The sequence below is a fragment of the Microcoleus sp. B9-D4 genome, assembly GCF_036705105.1.
In the GTDB taxonomy this organism is placed as follows: domain Bacteria; phylum Cyanobacteriota; class Cyanobacteriia; order Cyanobacteriales; family Microcoleaceae; genus Microcoleus.
In genome coordinates this window covers 58939-77624 of sequence record NZ_JAUBTS010000015.1, presented here as the reverse complement: position 1 = coordinate 77624, position 18686 = coordinate 58939, and the positions used below count along the sequence as shown (strand labels likewise).

General features: G+C 45.5%; 8 protein-coding genes. 5 read left to right on the top strand and 3 right to left on the bottom strand.

Annotated features, from left to right (window positions below; genetic code table 11):
* Positions 1-127: 127 nt before the first annotated feature.
* Positions 128-1291: a GuaB3 family IMP dehydrogenase-related protein gene (locus QUB24_RS11970; protein ID WP_333153376.1), complete on the bottom strand. Its 1164-nt coding sequence runs from the start codon at positions 1289-1291 to the stop codon at positions 128-130.
* A gap of 108 nt (positions 1292-1399) precedes the next feature.
* Between QUB24_RS11970 and QUB24_RS11965 the strand changes: the two genes are divergently transcribed.
* On the top strand, positions 1400-2602 hold the full coding sequence (locus QUB24_RS11965) for a lipid-A-disaccharide synthase-related protein (protein WP_333153375.1): 1203 nt from the start codon (positions 1400-1402) through the stop codon (positions 2600-2602).
* Positions 2603-2744: 142 nt separating this feature from the next.
* Here QUB24_RS11965 and QUB24_RS11960 read toward each other — a convergent pair whose 3' ends face one another.
* Positions 2745-3446 (bottom strand): polysaccharide deacetylase family protein, encoded by a 702-nt coding sequence (locus QUB24_RS11960; RefSeq protein ID WP_333153374.1) that lies wholly within the window; start codon positions 3444-3446, stop codon positions 2745-2747.
* Between the two features lie 343 nt (positions 3447-3789).
* Between QUB24_RS11960 and QUB24_RS11955 the strand changes: the two genes are divergently transcribed.
* Positions 3790-10290, top strand: coding sequence for an AAA family ATPase (locus tag QUB24_RS11955; RefSeq protein ID WP_333153373.1), 6501 nt, complete (start codon positions 3790-3792; stop codon positions 10288-10290).
* Positions 10291-10489: 199 nt separating this feature from the next.
* On the opposite strand, the gene QUB24_RS11950 is transcribed toward QUB24_RS11955, so the two are convergent.
* The gene (locus QUB24_RS11950) at positions 10490-11686 is read right to left on the bottom strand and encodes a response regulator (RefSeq protein ID WP_333153372.1); all 1197 of its coding nucleotides are present in this window, start codon (positions 11684-11686) and stop codon (positions 10490-10492) included.
* Positions 11687-12822: 1136 nt separating this feature from the next.
* Here QUB24_RS11950 and QUB24_RS11945 point away from each other — a divergent pair.
* The 3 genes from QUB24_RS11945 to QUB24_RS11935 all read left to right on the top strand — a co-directional run bounded on the left by QUB24_RS11945 (position 12823) and on the right by QUB24_RS11935 (position 18210).
* On the top strand, positions 12823-15039 hold the full coding sequence (locus QUB24_RS11945) for a transporter substrate-binding domain-containing protein (protein WP_333153371.1): 2217 nt from the start codon (positions 12823-12825) through the stop codon (positions 15037-15039).
* A 337-nt stretch (positions 15040-15376) separates the two neighbouring features.
* Complete coding sequence (locus tag QUB24_RS11940; protein ID WP_333153370.1) at positions 15377-16396, top strand: sigma-70 family RNA polymerase sigma factor; 1020 nt, start codon at positions 15377-15379, stop codon at positions 16394-16396.
* Positions 16336-18210: a tetratricopeptide repeat protein gene (locus QUB24_RS11935; RefSeq protein ID WP_333153369.1), complete on the top strand. Its 1875-nt coding sequence runs from the start codon at positions 16336-16338 to the stop codon at positions 18208-18210. The genes QUB24_RS11940 and QUB24_RS11935 overlap by 61 nt, the downstream gene beginning before the upstream one ends.
* Positions 18211-18686 lie beyond the last annotated feature (476 nt).

Sequence of the window (18686 nt, the reverse complement as noted above, 5' to 3'; positions counted from 1 at the left end):
GAACGGAAACATGCGTCTCCGCTTCTTCTATTGTGACATCTCCTTCTCGATAATTCCACAATATTCTGTAAATTTCGAGACTGTGGAACAAATTTTGTCAAGGTATACTGGTATTCGATCGGTAAATCTACTTACCCATGCCCAACTGCTGAGCTTTTTGATAGACTTTACCCTCAGTCAGCAGAGAAGGAGCAATTACCACTTCCACTTGCTGCATCTCCTTAAGATCCTTAGCGCCCAAGGTACCCATGCTAGTTTTCAGAGCTCCGAGCAAGTTGTGCGTACCGTCATCTAGCACTGCAGGCCCGCGCAAAATTTGCTCCACAGTACCCGTAGTCCCCACGCGAATGCGAGTGCCACGCGGCAAAACTGGGCTGGGAGTCGCCATCCCCCAGTGAAAGCCGCGGCCAGGAGCTTCGGCAGCCCTGGCAAAGGGCGAACCAATCATCACTGCATCGGCACCGCAGGCAATGCACTTGCAGATATCGCCGCCGGTAATTAAACCGCCGTCAGCAATCACCGACACGTATTTGCCAGTTTCGCGATAGTAGTCGTCCCGCGCGGCGGCGCAGTCTGCTACCGCTGTGGCTTGGGGAACGCCGACACCCAATACGCCCCTAGATGTGCAAGCAGCCCCCGGCCCAATGCCCACGAGAATGCCCGCGGCGCCAGTTTTCATTAAATTTAGGGCGACTTCGTAGGTGACGCAGTTGCCCAAAATTACTGGTATCGGCATCTCTTGACAAAATTGAGTTAAGTCTAGAGGCGCGATCGACTCAGGGGAAAGGAAAGCTGTCGAGACTACTGTTGCTTGCACAAAAAATATATCGGCTCCCGATTCAGCAACCGCCCGGCCGTATTTGCTCGCAGCCGCCGGTGTACCGCTGACGGCGGCAATCCCTCCTCCTGCTTTAATTTCTTTAATTCTCAGCTCGATTAATTCTGGCTTGATGGGTTCGGCATAGAGTTGCTGCATCAGGGAAACAAATTCGTGGTTCCCGACACTGGCGATGCGCTCTAATATTGGCTGGGGGTCGGCATAGCGGGTTTGAATTCCTTCTAGGTTGAGCACGCCCATTGCTCCCAATTCCGACAGCAAAATGGCCATGCGGACATCGACTACTCCGTCCATTGCGCTGGCGATAATCGGGATTTCTCGATCGATCCCGCCAATCTGCCACTTGGTATCTGCCAAACTCGGATCGAGGGTGCGCTGTCCTGGTACAAGCGCGATTTCATCTATGCCGTAAGCTCGGCGAGCACTTTTGCCCCGCCCAATTTCAATATTCACGCTGTTTCACTTCCACAATGTATTTAAATTAGAGTAACAAAATCGTAGCCGGTCGGCAGGTAGCGATCGCGCAAATGAGTTTAAAAAGCCTGATCTTGATTGGATTTTATGAAATCGAAGGGGATACTTTTCCTCAGCAACGGCCACGGGGAAGACGCGATTAACTGTCAAATTCTCCAAGCTTTGAGAGCATCTGGCACGGATGTTGATGTTTCGGCGATGCCGATTGTAGGTGACGGGGCTGCTTACCGCCGATCAACCGTGCCCATTATTGGGCCCACCAGTCAAATGCCGTCTGGGGGAGTTTTTTACATGAATCCCCTGTTTTTCCTCAAAGATATTGGGGCCGGGCTGATTGCTTTGACTTGGCAGCAATTGCAGGCTGTTTGGACGCATTCGCGCCACTGCGATTTGGTGGTGGCCACTGGGGATATTGTCGCGGCGGCGATCGCCCATGCCAGCAACCGCCCCTATATAATTTTTCTATCGGCCCATTCTAGTTATTACGAGGGGCGAGTCGATTTGGGTTTAATCTTGTGGCAGTTGCTTTGCTCAGAGAAATGTCTGGCGGTTTTTACTAGAGATGCTTTGACTGCTGCTGACTTAAACCGACAGGGTTTAAAGAAAGCTCAGTTTGTCGGCAATCCTGTCATGGACAACCTCAATTCTACGGGCAAAGATTTGCAGTTAATACCCGGAGTTCGGACGATCGCCCTTCTCCCAGGTTCTCGCCTCCGGGAAGCCACTAACAACCTCGTTTTGCTCCTGGAACTGGTTAAAAAAATTGCTAGTAACTCTACTGTACCGGTGCAGTTTCGGGCTGCTTTAGTTCCGGATTTAATGACTCAATTAGAGGATATTGCGGCGCGATGCGGATGGCAAATGCGATCGGGAAAGCTGATTTTTCCAGCAATCAAACGGTCTTTTCATGAAGAAAAAATAGTCGAAGTGATGTGCTGGGCCGATGCTTTCGCCGATATTTTGCAGCAGTCGAGTTTAGTAATTGGGATGACTGGAACTGCTGTCGAACAAGCTGTGGGCTTGGGAAAACCTGTAATTGCAGTACCGGGAAACGGCCCAGCCTTTACCTATCGGTTTGCGGAGGCTCAAAATCGGCTTTTAGGTGATTCCGTGCAGGTTATTGGCACGCAACCAGCAAATTCTGATATTCTCAAGGAAACTGCAAGGGCCGTCGATCGCACTTTGCAAAATGATAAATATTTAGCCAGTTGCATTCAAAATGGTTTAGAGAGAATGGGGCGATCGGGCGGCAGCATAAAAATTGCTAATTATGTGGTCAACAATCTTTGATTTAAGTAGTAGGGTGCGTCAGTGTTGACATTCTCGATAGCACCAAAAGTCTGATATTGACGCACCGTTTATTTTTTGGTGCGTCAGCATAAGATTGTTGGTTTGTCGCGAAAATAATCGAAGCTGACGCACCCTACTACTATTATTTCAACAACTCAGAAACAGTTTTAAATTCGTAACCTTTCGACTGCAAATCCTTGACAATCATCTCAGTTGCTGCTACGGTTTTCGAGCGATCGCCCCCACCGTCGTGCATCACCACAATCGAACCCGGTCGCACATTGTCAATCACCCGATTTGCGATATCTTCCGCCGTGAGTGTTTTTTCATAATCTTGGGAATCCACATCCCACATAATCAGTTTTTTGTCCATTTGGGATAACAAATAAGACAAAACTACAAATCGCCTACCCCAAGGTGGCCGAAAACTAATACTGTCTTGCTTCACCCCAACTTCCTGCAAAAGTTTGTCCGTTTTTTCAATCTCAGACAGCAAAACTTCCTGGGGTTTAAACATCATATCTTTGTGAGAGTAGGAATGGTTTGCCAACTCATCTCCCCTCGCCACAATCATTTTCACGATTTCTGGATGTTTCTCAATATTGCGACCGATTTCAAAAAAAGTTGCTTTAACTTTATAGCGGTCTAAGATATCTAAAAGCTGATTTGTATAGGGAGGATAGGGCCCGTCGTCGTAGGTGAGGGCAACAACTTTCACTTCGGTATCGGCGCGGTTGATGCCGAAATAATTGTGAAATTTAGTAACTTTAATTAACAGCGATACTGCGAAAATTAACGCTATTGTGAAAAGCAGAAACTTTTGTAAAATTTTACCGATTCGCATAGCTGCACGCACTCGATCGAGAATGAAAGTGGATTGTTGTCAGATTACCACAATTGGGTAACTGAATCCTTAAGCTATTTTATCATTAATTATTGCCCGTTACGAAAATTTTCATTTTTGGCGATCGTACAATAGCTAGACGCTTCAAGTGCCAGTACACTTGTACCATACATATAGCGTAAGTAAGTCCAGAGCAAAAAAGCAATAATAAAAGATCCGGAGTTGTGGGGGGTGTAAGGCAAGGATGTATATTCGCAGCGAGTTTACTGTTGCTCTCACCCGCTCCTCCCCATGTTATATTTATTTGTATACTCAACTTTTTTAGGCAGCAATAATTCCCAACATGATTTCACTGCCAGATATCACAATTGTCAGCCAGATTTACGAAAGTGCTAATTCCCTCGTATACCGAGGCATCCTCAAATCTAATCAGCAACCTGTAATTTTGAAACTCCTCAAAGAGGATTACCCCACCCCAGCCGAACTCTACCGCTATCAGCAGGAATACGAAATCACTCGCCTTCTCAACCTAGAGGAAACGATTAAAGCCTACGAACTGCGAAAATACGATAACACACAACTCATGTTGTTGGAAGATTTTGGAGGAGAGTCCTTAAAAATCCTGCTGGATGGCAGTCCCTTGGCATTACCAGAGTTTCTCCACCTAGCCATCCAAATCACAGATGCGTTAGGCAAAGTTCATCAAAAAAATGTCATTCACAAAGATATCAATCCATCTAATATTGTCTTGAATCCTCAAACTGGAAAATTAAAAATTATTGACTTTGGCTTATCTACCATCCTATCCCAAGAGAATCCCAGCCTCAAAAGTCCTAATCTTCTAGAAGGGACATTGGCTTATATGTCTCCAGAACAAACAGGCAGGATGAATCGCTCACTAGACTATCGCACTGACTTTTATTCTCTTGGCGTTACTTTCTATGAACTGCTAACCAACCAGTTGCCTTTTGAATCCGTTGATGCACTTGAGTTAGTCCATTGCCATATTGCAAAACAACCCACTCCACCTCATGAAAATAATCCAGAAATTCCCTTGACTGTCTCAGAAATTGTCATGAAGTTAATGGCCAAAATGGCGGAAGATAGATATCAAAGTGCTTGGGGAATCAACGCAGATTTAAAAACTTGTCTCGCTCAATTTAGAAATGGTAAATTTCAAGCTTTTTCCTTGGGATACCAAGATATTTATCCTCAATTGCAACTCCCTCAAAAACTGTACGGGAGAGAATCACAGATTGAGTCCTTATTGAGTGCCTTTGATCGTCTAGCGTCGAGACAAGAAAAACAAGTAGGGGCTGGTTTAGCAAATAACCTGAGTAACCCAACGACAACTCAGTCACAAAATCGACCCGTAGAGACACAAACTGAACTCATGCTAATTTCGGGATACTCTGGTATTGGTAAATCAGCTTTAGTTCAGGAACTGTATAAGATCATAACTCAAAAAAGCGGCTACTTTATTGCAGGTAAATTTGACCAGTTGCAACGCGATATTCCCTATCAAGCTTTAGTCGCGGCCTTCCAAGAATTGGTGCGACAATTGCTCACCGAAACTGAACCCCAATTACAACATTGGCGAGAGAAGATTCGACGTGCATTAGGAATCAACGGACAAATTATTATTGATGTCATCCCCGAAGTGGAACTGATTATTGGCAAACAGAATCCCGTCCCAGAATTACCTGCAACAGAAGCAAGAAATAGGTTTAATTTAGCTTTTCAAAATTTTATTCAAGTTTTTTGCCAAAAAGAACATCCCCTCGTCCTATTTCTAGACGACCTTCAGTGGACAGACAGCGCTACGTTGCAATTGCTCCAGTTGATCATGACCGATTTTACTACTCAATATCTGTTTGTAATCGGATCTTATCGAGATAACGAAGTCAGTGCAACTCATCCTACTATGCTGACTTTATCTGAGATGAAAAAACAGGGAGTAGTAATTAATCATCTCTCTCTTTCACCATTGAATTTAAGCCAGGTTAATGAATTCATTGCGGATACGCTGAAAACCGAGTGCGTCCCTACGCAAAGATTAGCCGAGTTGGTTTGGCAAAAAACACAAGGAAATCCCTTTTTTATTAAAGAGTTTCTCAAGTCACTTTATACAGAGCAATTGCTGAATTTTGATCCAAATGCTGGGGCTTGGTATTGGGATTTAGAGCAAATTATAACGAGGAATATTACTGATAACGTTGTTGAGTTCATGGCCGATAAAATTCAAACATTATCAGATTCCGCACAAAAAGTTTTACGATTAGCCGCTTGCATTGGCAACCAATTTGATTTAGAAACGCTTTCAATTATTAATGAAACTTCTCAAAAACAAACGGCTGATGAATTATGGAATGCTATTCAAGCAGGATTGATATTACCCCTTGGAGATGATTACAAATTCCTGAAAACAAACCGAGAGGCCAATGACTTAAAAATTACTTATAAATTTGCTCACGATCGCATCCAGCAAGCCGCCTATTCCCTAATTCCCCCAGACGACAAGCAAGCGGTTCACTGGAAAGTCGGGCAACTGTTGTTACAAAATACACCACCACAGGTACTCCAACAAAAGATTTTTGATATTGTCAATCAGCTCAACTTTGGTATTGAAACAATTGACGTTCAGTTAGAAAAAGATAAACTTGCTCCATTAAATCTAATTGCTGGCAAAAAAGCGAAGGCATCAGCAGCTTGGAAACCGGCATGGAATTACTTAAGCATTGGTATAAATTGCCTGAGTGCAGATAGTTGGCTTCGTCAGTATGACCTAAGTCTAGCACTGTATGTGGAAACAGTAGAAGCTGCTATCTTGAGTGGTCACGTTGAGGACATGGAAAAATTGGCTGACATTGTGCTTCAACAAGCTACTTCATTGCTGGACAAAGTGAAAGTCTATGAAGTCAAGATTCAAGCCTATACAGCACAAAACAAACCGTTAGAAGCGATAGAGACGGCACTTTCAGTATTAAAGCTGTTGGGAATTCGCTTTCCCAAGAACCCAAATAAATTAGATATTATCATTGCACTCGCCAGGACAAAGATCGGGCTAGCAGGGAAACGAATCGAGGACTTGATCGACCTGCCAGAAATGACTGATCCTGACAAAATAGCCGCCATGCGTATCCTATCAATTATGCTTTCTGCTGCCTATTTTGCCACACCAGAATTGTTTCCGCTGATCGTGTTTAAACAGGTTAATTTATCAGTAAATTATGGTAATACTCCGGTGTCATCCTATGCTTATGCTACCTACGGACTAATTCTTTCTGGAGAAGTCGTAAACGATGTTAACTCCGGCTATCTATTTGGAAAACTTGCTCTCTTGTTAGTCGATAAATTCAAAGTTGAAGGACTTAAATCTCGGACATTATTTATCTTTAATTACTTTATTAGACATTGGCACGAGCATATTAGGGAAAGCTTAGCCCCTTTGCTAGATGCTTACTTGATTGGACGGGAAACCGGAGATTTAGAATATGCGACTTTTTCAGCCGGCGCATACTGCTACTATTCCCTGGTAGCGGGCCAGGAACTGACAAGGCTGGAACGCGAGATGGCTATGTACAGTAACGCTTTCCTGCAATTTAATCAAGAAACATTCTTTTATTACAATCAACTCCAGTGGCAGGTCGTATTGAACTTAATGGGTCGGGCTGAAAATAAGTGCCGTTTAATCGGTGAAAGCTATGATGAAACAAAAATGCTGCCCATTCATTTGGCGGCGAATACTACAAATATTTGTCACTCTATCTATTTTTTTAAATTATACCTCGGCTATCTTTTTCAAGACTATCAGCAAGCCCTGGAAAATGCCGCCTTGGTTGAAAAAAATATAAACAGTGCTGTGGGCTCTGTTCCTCTTTCTCATTTTTACAATTCCCTTACTCATCTTGCTATATATTTTGATGTTTCTAAATATGAGCAAAAACAAATCCTGAAAAAGGTTGAATCCAATCAGAAAAAGATCGAGAAATGGGCGAGTTCAGCTCCGATGACTCACCTCCATAAATTCTATCTAGTGGAGGCAGAGCGGCATCGAGTTTTGGGTGAAAAGGCTAGGGCGATCGACTACTACGATCGCGCTATTGCCTTAGCGAAAGAACATGAGTACCTCAACGAAGAGGCTTTGGCTAATGAATTGGCTGCCAAATTCTACATCGCTTGGGGAAAAGAGCAAGTTGCCCAAGCCTATATGACAAATGCTTACTACTGCTATTTACGTTGGGGTGCAACAGCTAAAATCACTGATTTGGAACGACAGTATCCAGAACTTTTAAAGCGTTTTACGAAAGCCAATTTGTCGGATAAATCGCGCAACAGCCTGTCTGATACATCTAACAGCATTTCAGGTGAAACGCTGGATTTGGCAGCATTGATGAAAGCATCTGGGGCAATTGCCAGTGAAATTGAGCTAGATAAACTCCTCACCACTTTGATGAAAATCCTGCTGGAAAGCTGCGGTGCACAAACTGGCTATCTAATTTTAGAGTCTCAAGGACAACTGCGAGTCGAAGCTTCAGGTGAGGCTAACTCAGATCGGGTGATGGTTTTGCAATCGACTCCTATAGAAACCTGTTTGCCTTTGTCGATTATTCACTATGTTGAAAGGACTCAGGAAGGATTGATTGAAACCAATGTTTCCCGTGAAGGCAGATTTACCCAAGATGCTTATATCAAAACACAGCAGCCCAAGTCTATCCTGTGCGCCCCTCTGATCAATCAAGGGCAATTAATTGGAATTGTTTACTTGGAAAATAATTTAGCAGATGGGGTTTTTACACCCGATCGCCTAGAACTAATTAAACTGCTGTCAAGTCAAGCGGCGATCGCCCTTACCAACGCTAGACTCTATACTCAGGTACAATCTACCCAAAATCGCCTGAATAAATTCCTCAATGCTATACCTCTAGGCATCTCCGTTCACGACGCCAAAGGACAACTGGTTTACGCCAATCCAGTTTCACAGCAGTTACTGAATATTCAAGATTTACCAAAAGCCGAAATCGAGCAACTCTCAAAAACCTATCACATTTATCGGGCAGGGACAGGGGAGATATATCCAGTCGAACAGTTGCCCCTGGTGCGATCGCTTGGCGGTGAAAAAGCTCAGGCGGATGACTTGGAACTCCACCACAGCGACGGGAGCATTTTTGTAGAAGCAACGAGTACGCCAATTTTCAATGAGACGGGTAATGTAGAGTACGCGATCGCAGCTTTTCAAGATATTAGCGATCGCAAGCAGGCACAAAAAACGCTGATCGAAAATGTCCGCTTAGAACAGGAAATTAGTGAGCGCAAAAAAGTTGAAGCAGAACTCGAACGAGCCAAAGAAGCAGCCGTTGCCGCCAACCTCGCCAAAAGCATTTTCCTTGCCAACATGAGCCACGAATTGCGAACTCCCATGAATGCCATTCTGGGTTTTTCGCAACTGATGAATCAGGATACCAATCTGTTAACTGAACAAAAAGAGAACCTTAACATCATTCAGCGCAGTGGAGAGCATTTATTATCTCTAATTAATCAGGTGCTTGACCTTTCTAAAGTTGAAGCTGGACGCATGACGGTATCTAAAAATAATTTGAACCTTCATCATTTTTTAGCTGAAATTGAGGATATGTTTGCCTTAAAAGCCATCGCTCAAAGCTTAGACTTACGATTTGAATGTGCTGCCGATGTTCCTAAATATATCTACGCTGATGAAATTAAGTTGCGGCAAGTGCTGATTAATTTAATCAGTAATGCCGTTAAGTTTACCGCTTTTGGAAGTGTGTATTTAAAAGTAAAAAACAAACAGGTAAAAACCCCAATAGAAGCCGAAACTAAAACAACCAACAACCCACAATCAACAACCATTACCTTTGAAGTAAAAGATACGGGAATTGGCATTGCAGTAGAGGAAATGGAGAATCTATTCAAACCCTTCGTGCAAACAGCATCCGGTCAAAAAGTGCAGCAAGGAACCGGATTAGGACTGACGATTAGCCGTCAATTTGTCCGCTTGATGGGAGGTGAAATAACAGTCATTAGTCACGGTAAAGCTTTCACCCCTGGAATGCCTCTCAAGGAATTTTTAGAAGACACAACGGGTACAACATTTAAATTTGACATTCCTGTGGGCATCGCTGATGCCAGCACAATTCAAAATCAACCCCAAAGTCGTCGCGTCGTTGCGCTAGCGCCTAACCAACCCCAATATCGCATCCTCGTGGTGGACGATCGAGATTACAATCGGCAACTGTTAGTTAAACTCCTCAAACCTGTTGGTTTTGAAGTGCAAGAAGCGAGTAACGGTATTGAAGCGCTTGCAATTTGGGATTCCTACTCACCTCATCTGATCTGGATGGACATGAGAATGCCCGTTATGGATGGTTATGAAGCCACGAAACGCATTAAAGGCACTATCAAAGGTCAAGCTACTGCTGTTATTGCTATTACTGCTAGCGTGTGGGAAGAAGAAAAGGCAGTTATTTTATCGGCTGGTTGTGATGATTTTGTGCGAAAACCGTTCCACACAGAGGCCATCTTTGACATCATGACTAAACATTTGGGCGTCCTTTATATTTATCAGGAGCAAGAGCTACCATCTCCCCCTTCTAATGTGACTGGAGAATCGTTAAATTTCACGGATTTATTAGCAGCGATGTCAAAAGAATGGATAGTAAAATTATATGAAGCAGCTATGGACGCTGATGCGGAATTAGTTTGTCAACTCCTTGAGGAGATTCCTGAATCTCACGCTTTCGAGCTTCAAACTCTCAGAAATTGGGTGACGAGGTTTCAGTTTGAGAAGATTCTCGATTTAACTGAATCCTTGGTTGGTGAATGATGATATTTTTAGGAATTACACACGGGTGGTCAGAAACCGGGTTTTTTTACGATAATACTTGGTTAAAGTCCCTAGATTCGCTAAAAAACCCGGTTTCTAGGCGTCGGAGTGCGTAAATCCTGACGAAAAGACGCGTTGCAGCCCGTTGATTCGCTAAAAAACCCGGTTTCTGGGTAAGATTGCGTAAGCCCCGTTTATGCTATTTGATAGCACGGGGTTGGTTCTGTTCCATCATTGACTTTAATGCCGACAGTTTTAAGTCTGTAAGGTCGCGGATGGTAATTGAGCAACCGTCTCCCAATTTAACAGCAGTGAAATAATAGCATTTGCCCAGGTAATCACTTTCTAGATGAACCTCTCCTTCAAGCGATTCTCCAGTCTCAACAACTTCTACTAATAAATCAAAGACTCCGGGACTTAATTGATTAAACAGTTTTTTGAGCACGGGTTCCCCCGCGAGTTCTGTTCGTTTTTTCCCTAAGAGTCTGGCAAAGACAGGGTTAACTACCAAGCAGCGAAAATCTTCAATTTCTCCAGCGATATCTCCCCTCACCGCCTGCACTGCGGCTATTCCATCCAGAGATGAATTTAGCAAATTTGCCAGCAGGCTGCGAGATTGGTAGGCAATTTCTGCGGTTTGCTGGTGTCGCTCGATTGCTTCTTTAAGCTGGCGTTTTTGCTGCTGGATAGTGACCTGAGTATCGAGGCGAACTAGCACTTCTTCCGGCTCAAAAGGTTTAGAGATATAGTCAACTCCTCCTACCTTAAAAGCTTTGACTTTATCAAATACTTGGTCAAGTGCGCTTAAGAAAATAATCGGAATTTCTGAGGTTTTTTCATCGGATTTGAGGGCTTCGCAGACTTGATAGCCGTCTATATCTGGCATTTTAATATCCAGCAATATAGCATCGGGGGGATGATTGCGAACTGTTCTCAAGGCCATCGCACCATTGGTTACGCAGCGAACTTTATACCCATTTTTAGTGAGAATTTCTGTTAGAAAACGCAGATTTTCTGGGAGGTCATCAACAATTAAGATGTTACCTTTGGGAGTTTCTAATTGATTGATGTCACTTGTTTCAGCCGCAGCCATCGCCATAAGTTTGCCTTCGCCTTTGGCATCGGCGAACTCACTTGTGGTGTTTTGCTTCTCTAGCAGAGAGCGAAAGTTATTCTTCGTAACTTTTTCTCCCATTACGTCTGAAAGCCGGTGCCACAGGATGGCTGCTAAATCTTTGATATGTCCTATGCTGAGGTACAAACTGTCAGCAACAGCACTATAAGTTGCGTTTTTCCAAGCAGCTTTTAAGATTTCCTGCTCAAGAAAATTTAACGGTTTACTGGTTTTGGACTCTAAGGCTGATTCGATAAATTCTAGAGCTTCTTCAAAAGTCATATACAAATCAATCTCATCGGGTAAGGTTTTTCAGTTTTGCACCCTAGCTTTGAGTTATACACCGTACTAAGTCGGTGGAGAAATTCCTAATAGTTATTATGACAGACTTATTGACACTTACGCTCCTGGACGATCGCCCCCGATCGTGATTCCACCTTGTCGAAACCCGAAAAACGCGATCGCGCCCGCTTAATTCTTTGTGAGGGCGATGGCTTAAACCCTTGTCAGTACATGGCTTTTAAGTTGCTTGTCACCCCCTCGACGCCTACGACATCGAGTCTTTGACATACATAAAGCTCTTAACAAATCTGAAAAACGGGTTCATTTTTCATAAATCTGAGTTCGCTACCTAGCGGACAACCGTATAACTCAGTATCAAGGCTTGTCTTGATCCAAAAGACAAGCCTTGATTAGTTTTTATATGGTCACATAAAAACATCCGCCGATTAGCGCCGACAATTCCCTTAATTTTCAGTATTATCACTGATGTATTTTAGCGCGTGATAGTGTAATTCTCACTCAGAAATATGCCCATTAGGCAAAGATCCGACTTTTCCGACTTTATGATCCGACTTTTCCGACTTGCTTTATGCCTATATTCCCAACATACTATTAATAGCATCTACCAAAAGACAGATAACAGTGCCAGTCATGCTGTCGATCTGCTCCATCTAAAGATAGATAGTAAAACCAGGGCGTCCGACTTTTCCGACTTTACGATCCGACTTTTCCGACTGACAGGGGTAGGGGAGGGGAGCGAAGATAGAGATATGGAAAGGATACAGCCTCAAGAAAAAGCATTGCATCATTTTGGGATGAATCTTGTAGGGTCGATCGAAGATCCCGCCGGAAAAATAAGGGTTTTCAGCTTTGATAAAATTCAAAACCATCCCGCAAATATGCAACGCTCTTTTTGAAAGGTGCTGAAAGATATGGAGGAAAGTGGGTGCACTTAGCTGTTTTCCAAGTCAAAGCGATCGCTCGGTTAACACAACAGCAATAGCATAATTCACCTATTGCTTAACAAAACCATCCAACAATAGCAACGTGCCGGAATTGGCTGCGGTTGGAGCAGAAATAAGAATTGATCGGAACCCCTGTTAATTTAACACACAAATTATCTAATTACCAGGATTATGACCATCCTTAACTACAACGAAACTACCTACCTGCAAGAAAATCCCGACGTGGCACAAGCCGTAGCTTCAGGCATTATTCCCAACGGCTTCGAGCATTGGGTAAAGTTTGGTTTTATTGAAAAAAGAAACCCACAAATTTCCTTCAACGAGCAATTTTATCTAGATGCTAACCCCCAGGTAGCAGCAGCAGTTGCCAACGGTAGTTTCTCAAGCGGATTTGAACATTATGCGCGGTTTGGAGCGGCTGAAGGTCGAGATCCCGTTGCCAGTACCACACCCACAGGATCTCAACTTCAAGAAATCTTAAAGCGCGGGTTTGTGCGGGTTGCAGTTAACGAGGATGCACTGGGATTTAGCAACCGGGAAGCCGACGGTTCATTTAGTGGGATTGGCATTGATTTTAGTCGCGCCATTGCCACTGCTTTGTTTGGGAACCCGAATGCAGTAGAATTCGTAGTCGTCAAAGCCGGTGAAGACTTTAATAGTGTTGCCAGTGGCGCAGTGGATATCGCCGCCACCCTGCCCACTCAATCTGTGCTCCGCGATGCCAGTTTAGGAGTAGATTATTCGCCTACCGTTTTCTTTGACACTCAAGCGGTATTGGTGCGTGGTAATAGTGGAATTAGTTCTGTTGAGCAGTTATCAGCAACAACCATCGGCGTATTAGCAGGAACGCGCTCTGGGCAAAATTTAATAGATGCCGCTCAACGTGCCGGAATCGCCCTCAACATCCAAACTTTCCCCTCACAAGATGCTCTGTTTGGCGCTTACGATGCGGGACAAATCGGTGCAGTTTCGATTAATCGCGGGGTGCTGAGCAATCGCATTCCCACCTTATCCAATCCGGGAAATCAAGTCATCCTGGATGAAGCCATTTCCAAAGAGCCTTTAGCACTCATCGTGCCGGAAAATCAGTCTGAATGGGCTGATGTGGTGCGGTGGGCGGTCAACGCTCCCATCCAAGCCGAATTCTTTGGCATTAACTCCCAGAATGTGAATGAATTTCTTGATGGAAATTCCGCCAGTAAGCGCTTTTTAGGCGTGGAAGGGAATTTAGGAGAATCTTTGGGACTCAAAAATGATTTTGCCTTGAAAGTTATCCAACAAATTGGTAATTACGAAGAGATTTACAATCGCAATTTCAATCCCGAAGTGCTGCCGCGCCAGCTCAATGAACTAATGTTTGTCGAGCCTGGGGGACTGCTCTATTATCCACCCTTTTCGGGGACTGACGAATTAAGTGTACCCTTAGTAAATAACGACAACCGCAACGTTTTAGAGGAAGTTTTAGACCGGGGGTTCGTGCGCGTTGGGGTGAGAAATGATGCACCTGGACTCGGTTTTGCTGACCCCAACGGCAACTTAAGCGGATTTGATGTGGATTTGGGTCGGGGACTAGCAGCTTCCCTATTTGGCGACCCCAACGCAGTGGAATTCGTGATTCAGAAAACGGGTGCTCAGCGCTTCAGCGATGTCGCCAATGGCATCGTTGATGTAACTAGCCGCAATGCCACCCACAACCTCAAGCGGGATGCTTTGCTGGGGGTAGATTTTGCCCCCATTAATACTTACGATGCTCAATTTGTAGTAACACCAACCGCCAGCGGAATTACCTCTTTTGAACAGCTTGCAGGTCGCCGAATTGGCGTGAGTGCAAATACCACTTCTGAGGCAACTCTGCGAGAAAAACTGAGTGCTTCGGGTATTAATGCGGAAATCGTAGCCTTAGATAGCTTCCAGACCCTATTTGATAGTTATATCAAGGGCGAATTGGATGCGCTCACCGGCGATGGAGGTCTGATTATCTCTCGTCTTCTCACCTTACCCCCAGAGCAGCGAGACCAGCATCAGCCCTTTCCAGAAGTCTTGGGAGAGGAGCCTTTAGCAATGGTGGTGGACGAGAATCAATCCCAGTGGAAGGATGTGGTTTCTGGCGTTACTTATTCTCTTTATGAAGCGTTAGAACTGGGTTTAACTTCAGAAAATGTGCGCCAGGAAATCAATAGCTCAGATCCAGTTGTCCGCCGCTTTTTGGGAGTGGAAGGAAATGTGGGTGAAAGTCTGGGTTTGGCGAATAATTTTGCTTTGAATGCGATTTCTGCAGTGGGGAACTATAGCGAAATGAGCGATCGCAACTTCCCGGGTATTCCTGTTAGCCCTTTGCAAGCGCCTTATACCGAGGGCGGTGTCTTGTTCTCGGTTCCTTTTGCTTGATTTTGCTGAATCGGGGTGATTCATGAAGGGAGCATCTCATATTTGTAAAAATACTTCTTCTGGCTCCTTCCTTCTTCCTCTTTCCTTCTGCCTCCTGCCTCCTGCCTCCTGCCTCAAAACTTCAATTTCTAGCGGAGGGCTGCTTTCATTGAGATGCTCCTTCATGAATCACCCTGACAACAATAAACCTTGAATATTGGCTAAGGACACTGAATCCAATCTTTAGCCGGATAAATACTCAGACTAGACTCAGCTAGATGTTTGCGGGATTGGGGTGCAACGAAAAAAGTAACAGAAAAATGTTCCTTCACATCTATCTTTCACCACCTTTAAAATCATGTCAAATTCTCAATCACTTATTGCAACAGACATTCGGTATTGTCCTGAAGATATAGAGAAAGCATTTTGGCAGCTATGGCAGCAGAATCGAGATTATCTTTACCGTTGCTGTGTCAAGTGGATGGGAGGGAATCCTACTGATGCCGAAGAGGTGCTCAGTCGCGCCATGCTCAAAGCTTGGGATAAGTTACCAGACTATGCCGAAAAAATCACCAACCTCCGAGCTTGGCTACTTTGCTTAACCCATAATCTCTGTATAGATATACACCGAGAACGTCGCCGGAAAGCAATGCAAATGGAGGATATTGAAGAAGTAGCTGCTACAGGAAGCTCAGCATTTATTTCTGGTTTGAACTCTCCTGAAGAAGCACTTCTACATCATGAGTTGGGACAGTACATTCGCCGCGCTATTGATACTCTTCCTTCTCGATTACGCAATCCGTTTATCCTGCGTTACTGCCACCAGATTGCCTATCAAGATATTGCCCAACAACTTGCTCTCTCGCTCAATAACGTTTACAAGCGCATCCAACAGGCACGAGAGATTCTGCAAAAGCGTTTGAGCAGGTATTTGTCAGGGTTGGATGATGCTTTGTTAGATTCCTCGGAGTCCTCTAAAAAGGGGGACGTTGCCTCGATGGGCGATGAATTTACTGTAGGGGTAGTGCCCCCGTGCCTACCCCGTCAAGATTCTGGGGCAGCCACGGCTGGGGCAGCCACGGTTGGGGCGATCGCGGCTGGGACAGCCACGGCTGGGGCAACCACGGTTGGGACAGCCACGGCTGGGGCAACCACGGTTGGGACAGCCACGGCTGGGGCAACCACGGCTGGGACAGCCACGGCTGGGGCAACCACGGGGGGATTGCCCCGACAATTCGATGAAACGATCGCATCCGACTCGATCGCCCCCATCCCTCAAAACAGTGGCGAGACAATAAATTATCAGGTAACAGCAATATGTCTAGAAACACTACACTCCGGGTGGTATCCCTCACTCAGTCCTCTGGGGTGGAGTTGAATGCTTACCTGGTTCTCGACGAAAAGCCAGCCCGAATTGACCAGAAGCTGAAAACATTAAGTGAGTACGTGCAGCAGTATCCTTCTGGGTGGAAGAAACGGTTGGAATTGGCGAATCTGCTGTATGCAATGGGTCGTATTGAGCAGGCGGTTGAGGAATATCGCCAAGTGATCGATCGGCAGCAACCATTGATTGGCGTGCGGTTGCAATTGGGGAAACTCTTGCAGCTTATGGGACGAGAGGTTGAGGCCGTAGCGGTTTATGAAAGTGCCTTGGCCAATGCACGCAATGAGGCGACTCGGCAGCATATCCGTGGATCGATCGCACTCTGTAAAGGTGACACTCCGGCAGCGATACTGGCTTTTGAGTCGGCGGCTTCCCTAGAACCAGATAATGCGGCTCACTGGCTGGCGTTGGGGCAGGTGCAAAGGGGGAGAGGGGATGCGGTTGCAGCTTTGCGAGCCTTTGATGCCGTTTTGTCACTGAACCCGGATGATGTTGTAGCGCTGATTGACAGCTACGACGCGAGTCAGGCGGTGGGGAATGTGCGCCAAGCCCAGCGGCGGTTGAGCAAAGTGCTAGAGGTGGCTCCTGGTGATTTTGGGGTACTCAAACGACTGGCGGATACTCGTTGCCGGATGAGATTGGTATCCGGTGAGGAGGGGAAGCAGACTAAACAGATGATTGGTTCTGTGCTGCAACTGGCTCCCGATGCGGCGGATGCCCGCGAGTTGCTGGCATATTATCACCTTTTCCGGGGGGAGTCGGCTAACGGGGTTGGGGTGTTGGAACGGTTTACTGAGGAACACCCGAATCATCCTAGGGGTTGGTATTCCTATGGGCGTTACTTGTTCCATACGGGGGAATATCAGAGGGCGGCGGAGGCGATGCTGAAGGCTTATCGTTTGTATCCCCAGGATTGTGAAATTTATCGGGCGTTGTGCGAGATTTTGCCTTTAACCTCTCCCCCAGTCCCTCTCGATCCCCCCCAGCCCCCCTTAACAAGGGGGGAGCCAGAGGAGGCAAAGTCTTCTAATTGCAAGGGGGAAACTCCTCTGGAAGTCCCCCTTTTTAAGGGGGATTTAGGGGGATCTAACCGTCGTCTCCCAGATCCTCTCGATCCCCCCCAGCCCCCCTTAAAAAGGGGGGAGCTAGAGCAGGCAAAGTCTTCTAATTGCACGGGGGGAACTCCTCTCAAAGTCCCCCTTGTTAAGGGGGATTTAGGGGGATCTAACCGTGAAGTAACCCTGACATCAATAGTAGAAGAGATGCTCGATCGTTTTCCCGATCGCTGGAGTGTTTGGACGACGGCGGGGCGGGTGTTGGTGGAAAGTTTTCAGGAAATCGATCGGGGGTGTGCTGTCTCTGTGCGGGGGACGCAACTTGAACCGCAGTTACCTGATGCTTGGTTTGGTCATGGGCGGGTGTTGGCGCTGGCGGGGAAACACCGGGAAGCGGTGGAGGCTTTGGCGCAAGGATGGCAGTTGTTGCCAGAAAATGGGGGTTATCTGCAATCGGTGTCTGCTGCGGTGTGGCTGGGGGAGAGTTATGGAGTGTTGGGGGATGAGGTGGCGAGTCGGAAATGGTTGGAAAAGGCTTGTCAGTTCGCTCAGGAAATGATGGAGTTTGATCCTGCGATGGCTAGTTACTGGCAAGGGAGAGCGTTGTTGGGGTTGGGGGATGTGACGGAGGCAGTGCAGGCGTATCGAAGTGCGTTGAGTCGGCGGTTGCTCTACCCTTTTCGCGGGGAGGTTGAGGAGGCTGTGAAACGGCTCAAAGGTAAGAGGCGAAAGGGCGATCGTGCTAAAGCGTAGAGCCTTGACTTCTTAGGGAAGTCGGGGATCTGAACCTCTCAGAGTGCATTGAGTTAGGAAAAAACAGCCTCTAACTCGAAAAATTCAGAAATTGACCTCTGGATTCGTCTTATAGGTGTAGAGACAAAAATACAATTTCGTCTCGACTCATCTCGAACAAAATTGAGGATAAAACCTCAATCAAAAACAAAAACTAAAACTAGCAAAAAGGAGAAAAATAATTATGAGACAGTTCTGGAGACTATAACATCAAAAATCAATTCTGATAGTGGAATATTTATCAGTAATTGAACATCAGTGATTAAAAATTGATGTAGTAGGGTAGGCACTGCCGTCAGCGCCTACCCTAGATATTTTGTTGCTGACCTTAAGTTAAGGACAAAACCTGGTGTAATGGGTGGAAATTAAAATTCTTGTACTGAGGGTACGTTGATCTAGGAAAAAACAGCCCCTAACTCGAAAAATTCAGAAATAGA

Bases quoted from the DNA above. Each gene is read 5' to 3' on its own strand.
- QUB24_RS11965 (WP_333153375.1), top strand. From the start codon at position 1,400: ATGAAATCGAAGGGGATACTTTTCCTCAGCAACGGCCACGGGGAAGAC.
- QUB24_RS11960 (WP_333153374.1), bottom strand. From the start codon at position 3,446: ATGCGAATCGGTAAAATTTTACAAAAGTTTCTGCTTTTCACAATAGCG.
- QUB24_RS11955 (WP_333153373.1), top strand. From the start codon at position 3,790: ATGATTTCACTGCCAGATATCACAATTGTCAGCCAGATTTACGAAAGT.
- QUB24_RS11950 (WP_333153372.1), bottom strand. From the start codon at position 11,686: ATGACTTTTGAAGAAGCTCTAGAATTTATCGAATCAGCCTTAGAGTCC.
- QUB24_RS11945 (WP_333153371.1), top strand. From the start codon at position 12,823: ATGACCATCCTTAACTACAACGAAACTACCTACCTGCAAGAAAATCCC.
- QUB24_RS11940 (WP_333153370.1), top strand. From the start codon at position 15,377: ATGTCAAATTCTCAATCACTTATTGCAACAGACATTCGGTATTGTCCT.
- QUB24_RS11935 (WP_333153369.1), top strand. From the start codon at position 16,336: ATGTCTAGAAACACTACACTCCGGGTGGTATCCCTCACTCAGTCCTCT.